This window comes from Terriglobia bacterium, assembly GCA_036496425.1.
Classification (GTDB): Bacteria; Acidobacteriota; Terriglobia; order 20CM-2-55-15; family 20CM-2-55-15; genus 20CM-2-55-15.
The window spans coordinates 1-5,354 of the sequence record DASXLG010000108.1 but is presented as its reverse complement, the minus strand read 5'-3'; the positions used below and the strand labels follow the sequence as shown (position 1 = coordinate 5,354).

General features: G+C 54.1%; 3 protein-coding genes. All 3 read left to right on the top strand.

Annotated features, from left to right (window positions below; translation table 11 throughout):
- The first annotated feature begins 300 nt into the window (after positions 1-300).
- Positions 301-2,637, top strand: coding sequence for a hypothetical protein (locus tag VGK48_07630; protein HEY2381039.1), 2,337 nt, complete (start codon positions 301-303; stop codon positions 2,635-2,637).
- A gap of 163 nt (positions 2,638-2,800) precedes the next feature.
- On the top strand, positions 2,801-4,846 hold the full coding sequence (ppk1, locus tag VGK48_07625; protein ID HEY2381038.1) for a polyphosphate kinase 1: 2,046 nt from the start codon (positions 2,801-2,803) through the stop codon (positions 4,844-4,846).
- A gap of 271 nt (positions 4,847-5,117) precedes the next feature.
- Positions 5,118-5,354 (top strand): sigma factor (locus VGK48_07620; protein ID HEY2381037.1); only part of this gene is annotated, 237 nt, incomplete at its 3' end.

The following is a 5,354-nucleotide window of genomic DNA, read 5'->3' as shown; positions in this document are numbered from 1 at the left end:
TACTACCATCGGCTAGTCGATAGATTCTGCTAGACATAGCTGCGGCATTTGAAGATTTCCGACTTGGTGGATTGTAAAGAGAACCGACGCTGCCCTGGTTTGGTTTTACCAAGTGCCGTGAGTTGAATGGGATCCCGATGCGCGCTCGAACGTCGGCCTGACTTACGTTTGACGAATTTTTCATGCTGCAAAAGGCTTCGCTCTGGGTTTTCCAATACACAACTACAGGGAATAGCTGCATAAACCAATCTAGAGAAATTCTCTCAATTCTCAGTATCCGCTGTACATCCGTCGTGTACCATGTCCGAATTCATGACACGGGTTGCATCAGCTAACAATCTTTCCGGCCTCGATTTAAAGAAGGAATGGCTCTATGGGGCAGCCATATTCCTCGGTTCTTTCCTCTTATTTCAGGTGGAGTTGATTTCCAGTAAATACATTCTGCCCTGGTTTGGCGGCGCCCCGGCTGTCTGGACGACGTCCATGCTCGTATTTCAGGTAGTGTTGCTAGCCGGTTATGGTTACGCCCACTTCCTCACCACACGACTGTCCACCCGAGCTCAGGTACGAACGCATGTTTGTTTGATTGGGTTTTCGTTATTGGTACTTGCGGTTTTGGCATTTAGATGGGTTTCTCCAATCATTCCAAATGCGAACTGGAAACCGTCAGACGTTACCCACCCTGTTTGGGATATCGTCTCTCTCCTGCTCGTCAGCGTCGGTTTACCGTTCTTTCTTTTGTCGGCGACGAATCCTTTGCTGCAAGGCTGGTTTGCGCGAACGTACGGACGTTCTCCGTACCGGTTGTACGCCGTCTCCAATGTGGCTTCGCTGCTTGGGTTGCTCACGTATCCCTTGCTGCTTGAGCCGAACCTGACGGTGCGTTCGCAGAGCTGGCTCTGGTCTGCCGGTTACCTGGCTTACGCTGCAATTGGAGCGATCTGTACGCAGTCAATGGACAGGGGGCCCGGTGTCGTTGAGCAGGAGTCTCCAGCCACCGTGAAGCGCAGGCGTAGCGAACAAAAAACCACGGGAACCCACCTTCTCTGGTTTTTCCTCGCAGCTTGCGCGAGCATCATGTTTCTTGCCACCACGAACATGCTTTGTCAGGAAATCACGGTTATGCCATTCCTATGGGTGTTGCCGCTGAGCCTCTATCTGATTACCCTGATCCTCTGCTTCGATGCCGCTCATTGGTATTCTCGTGCTGTCTTTCATCCGCTCCTCCCGCTCAGTCTAGCGCTAATCCTGCTGACGCCGAGCATAAAGCTTGTTCATCAGATCGGCAGCTACTCTTTTGCATTGTTTATCGTGTGCATGATCTGTCATGGGGAACTCGTCCGCTCAAAACCATCGAGCCGCTATCTGACCTCTTTCTATCTGATGATTGCCGCTGGAGGAGCGGCGGGTGGCGTTTTCGTGGCGCTGATCGCTCCTCTCTTGTTTACAGGTTTCTGGGAATTTCAGATTGCTGTTTGTGGTTGTGGACTTCTCCTGTTTTTGGCTCTGTATCGGGATCGGGGATCATGGTTCTACCAGGGTTCAGCCTGGATTCCGTTGTGTATCGTGCTTGGCCTGGGCGCAATCCTTGAATATACGCTGCGCACTTTCCCTTCTACGAACGGAGTGCGTGCACTTGAGACCTACTTGCACATGGCGTTGGTTGCAACCGGCTTGATCGCGGCCGGCTTCGGATTGGCGTCAATCAAAAGCCGTGTGCAGTTGCGATGGGTACAGGCGTACGCAGGTGTGGTACTGGTTTCGATCACTATTGTTTGCGTGGCTCTCCCCTATTCTCAAATGAGGAGCGCCGTCGCGCGCTATCGTAGTTTTTTTGGAGTGTTCCGGATCGAGAAACAGGGCACCCGTCTGAACCTGTTGCATGGGCAAACCCGGCATGGTGTGCAGATTCAAGACGGAGTTCATGACGTTACTCCGTTGAGCTATTACGGCAACAATTCGGGCATCGGAATCCTCCTGTTGAATCATCCGAGGCGGCTCTCGAGCGGTCCGGACTCCGATCTCCGGGTAGGCGTCGTTGGTCTGGGAACAGGAACTTTGGCAGCATATGGCCGCCCCGGCGACTACTATCACTTTTATGAAATCGATCCTGAGGTAGAACGTATCAGTTATGGTCCTGAAGCGAGATTTACCTTCTTGAAAAACGCGCCGGCAAATGTCGAAGTGACTTTGGGCGATGCCCGTCTTTCCATGGAGCGGGAGGCGGCACAAGGCGAGTTTCAGAAATTCGATGTGTTGGCCCTGGATGCGTTTGACAGCGATTCGATCCCGGTCCATTTGATGAGTCGTGAAGCAATGCAGCTATACTTGACTCACCTGCGCAATCAAAACTCCGTGATTGCTTTTCACATATCCAATCGAACACTGGACCTGAGCCCGGTAGTTCGCGGTCTTAGCAGGCAGTTTAATCTTGCGCTTCTGGTTGTCACTTCACTTGAATCGGGACCGGAAATCGAAGCTAGCCGTTGGGCGCTGCTTTCACGGAATGCGGATGCGCTTCGTTTGCCGGAACTGCGTCGTCGTGCCGAGGTTCCATCCCCAGCCGCCCGCTCAGTTCTTTGGACTGACGACTATAGCAATGTCCTTGGGCTCGTGTCCCGCAAGTCGTGGTGGTAAGAACCTTGGTGGCTTCCGACGTGGCGTGTGCAAATTATTTGCATGACGTTCATTAATTTGAAATGAGCGTCGGCGACGCTTTATTTCGGAAACATTCACTAAACCCCATTTACCCGGCCTTCGGGCCGGGTGTTTTTTATATTGGATGCGATAGACTGACTCTGTGGATGATCGTTTGTTCAACCGGGAACTGGGCTGGATCGAATTTAACGCACGAGTTCTTGAAGAGGGGCTCGACGCTTCGCTTCCTCTGCTTGAAAGACTGAAATTTCTTTCGATTTTTTCAACCAACCTCGATGAGTTTTTCATGGTTCGTGTCGCCGGCCTTCAGGAGCAGGCCGAGACCGACCCGAATTCGCTCTCGCCTGACGGCCTGACGCCGGCCAATCAGTTGAAGGTCATCTCCGAGCGGCTGCGGCCTCTGATAAAGACCCAGACCGGCTGTCTCTTGAATGACGTCCTTCCGGGGCTGGAAGCCTTGGGCGCCCAACTTCTCGAGCCCGGCGAACTCAATTCCGAGGAGCGTCAGAGGCTGGAGCGCTTTTTTGCGGAACGCGTGTTTCCGATCCTGACACCGCTTGCCGTCGATCCCGGACATCCTTTCCCATATATTTCGAATATCAGCCTGAATCTCGGCATATTGCTGCGGCCATACGGAAGCAGTACCGGAGAAGAGCCCCGTTTCGCGCGCGTCAAGATTCCGGGCAATGTTCCGCGATTGATTCGCGTCAGCGAGAAGCACAAGTTTGTTCTGCTCGAACACCTGGTTGCGGAACACATTCGAGCGCTTTTCCCGGAATGCACGATTCTCGAATGCGATCCGTTCCGCATCACTCGTGATGCCGATGTCGAAATCGAAGAGGACGAAGCGGAAGATCTGCTGAAGTCCGTCCAGCAAACGCTGCGGCAACGCCGTTTCGGATTCGGCGTCCGTCTCGAGGTCGCTTCGACGATGAGCGCCGCAATGATCGATCTTCTCCGGCAGTCGCTCCAGTTGAGCGATCTGGATGTGTATTCGATCGATGGCCCGCTGAACATTCCGGACCTGATGATGCTGTACAAGCTGGATCTGCCTGCCGCAAAAGACAAACCGTTTCAGCCGCTGACGCCGGCCGTCTTTCGCGAAGGGGAGCCGGTGTTCGACGCGATCCGTCATCGCGACGTGCTTCTGCACCACCCTTACGAATCGTTCATGCCGATAGTCGAGTTCTTCAGAGCCTCGGCCAAAGACCCGAACGTGCTCGCGATAAAGGCGACGCTTTATCGTGTTGGCAGCGACTCTCCGATTGTCGGCGCCTTGATCGAGGCCGCCGAGCGCGGAAAACAGGTGGCCGTGCTGGTCGAGCTGAAAGCCCGCTTCGACGAAGAAAACAATATCCAGTGGGCACGGCGGCTGGAACAGGCCGGCGCTCATGTCATTTACGGAATCGTCGGTTTGAAAACGCACGCAAAAATGACTCTGGTGATCCGCCAGGAAGGGAACACGTTGCGGCGCTATGTTCATCTGGCAACCGGAAATTACAATCCGGTCACGGCGCAGATCTACACCGACGTCTGTTTGTTCACAACCAATCCCGAGTTCGGCGCCGACGCGACGGAGCTCTTCAACTTCCTTACCGGATTTTCAGGTCAGACGCAGTACCGGAAGCTTCTGGTCGCACCGGTTGGCTTGCGCGAACATCTGGCCGGCTTGATCAAGAGGGAAGCCGAAAATAAATCCGCCGGGCGGCCCGCCGGCATTTTCGCAAAGTGCAACAGCCTGACGGACACCGGACTGATCGACGAACTCTATGCGGCTTCCAAAGCGGGCGTTCCGATTACATTGGTCGTTCGCGGCGTATGCTGTCTGCGTCCCGGCATTCCCGGCCTCAGCGAGAACATTACCGTCGCCAGCATCGTCGGCCGCTTTCTCGAGCACTCCCGTGTTTATGCATTTACGAACGGCGGCAACGAAGAGATGTATCTCGGCAGCGCCGATCTCATGCACCGTAATCTGAACCGGCGTGTCGAAGTCCTGTTCCCCGTCGACGATCCGCAATTGAGAGCCCGTGTCCGTGGTGAGCTTCTCGAGAATGCAATTGCCGATAATACCAAGCTCCGATGGCTTCAAGCCGACGGTAGCTATAAACACACCGTCCCGAACGGAAACGAACCGCGCAACTTTCAGGAAGAACTGATGTCGAAGTACCAGTCGCCGCCGGTGTCGTAAGAAAACACTTCCCAACGCCCCGATTCTTCACCTCGTCCCTGATCGATAGCGACGACTCGACCGGGGAATTGCCAGAACGGTTACCAGCAGGTCTTGTTCGAGCTGGGAGCGTCCCAGGAGATTGTCGCGGGACGACAAAGTGCTTGGCCCTTCTGCCTTCCAAAGTCGGCTCGTCAGGTATATTTAACAATCACTTACGGCTTTCGAAAAAAAATCTTTGCCACCTGTGACAAACAGGGGGGTCCGAAACGTTGTACCTGATGAAGGGCAGATGAACACCGGAATGGATGGAGAGGAAACAAATGATGGCCGTGGCCGACGAACAACCGAGGACCTGTTCGTCGAGCACTACGATTTCATGTTTCGCGCGGCCCGGAAATCTCTCAGGAAGACGGAAGATGCCCAGGATGTGATTCAAAACTTGTACTTAAAGCTCATCGATTCCAAGCTTCCGCCGGATGTCTGGAGGGACCCGAAGGGCTACCTCTACAGGACCGTGATCAATGCG

Bases quoted from the DNA above. Each gene is read 5' to 3' on its own strand.
- VGK48_07630 (HEY2381039.1), top strand. From the start codon at position 301: ATGTCCGAATTCATGACACGGGTTGCATCAGCTAACAATCTTTCCGGC.